The organism is Desulfothermus okinawensis JCM 13304, assembly GCF_054654515.1.
This window is the reverse complement of sequence record NZ_BAAIEW010000088.1, coordinates 1-422: the sequence shown is the minus strand read 5'-3', so window position 1 is coordinate 422 and position 422 is coordinate 1. Positions and strand designations below refer to the sequence as shown.

General features: G+C 36.0%; 1 protein-coding gene. It reads left to right on the top strand.

Going from position 1 to position 422, the window contains the following annotated elements; translation table 11 throughout:
• Positions 1-272, top strand: a 272-nt coding sequence (locus ACYQ0O_RS13160) for a hypothetical protein (RefSeq protein WP_459893803.1), incomplete at its 5' end; no start/stop codon positions are given.
• Between the last annotated feature and the right edge of the window lie 150 nt (positions 273-422).

Below are 422 nucleotides of genomic sequence, written 5' to 3'. Positions count from 1 at the left end.
TTAAAAAATTAAGTAGAGATCCTGTTCGGTCTATTTATCTGAATTTGTCCAGCCCATGTCTTAATGAGTGGCTGGATATATTGTGGAAAGAGAAATATTTTTTTGCAGGTGTAATTCCTTTTTATTTTTCTACTGGAAGTGCCCTTGTTTTACAAAATCCCTCCACTTTTGATAGCCAAAAAGATATTGCTCCCAATATTTTTGCTCGGAAAGCAGGCGAGGAAATATATCACTGGTCTGTTAGGGATATGGATAGGGTTAGGAATCGTTAGTTGTCCCTGTCACCAAACCATCTCATAACCATAATAGTTATGTCATCTGATTGTGGAGCCTTGCCGGTAAATTTTTTAAGGTCGTCCAATACCGTTTGAACAATCTTTTGGGCAGATATTCCTTTTATTCCATACGATAAAATATTTATT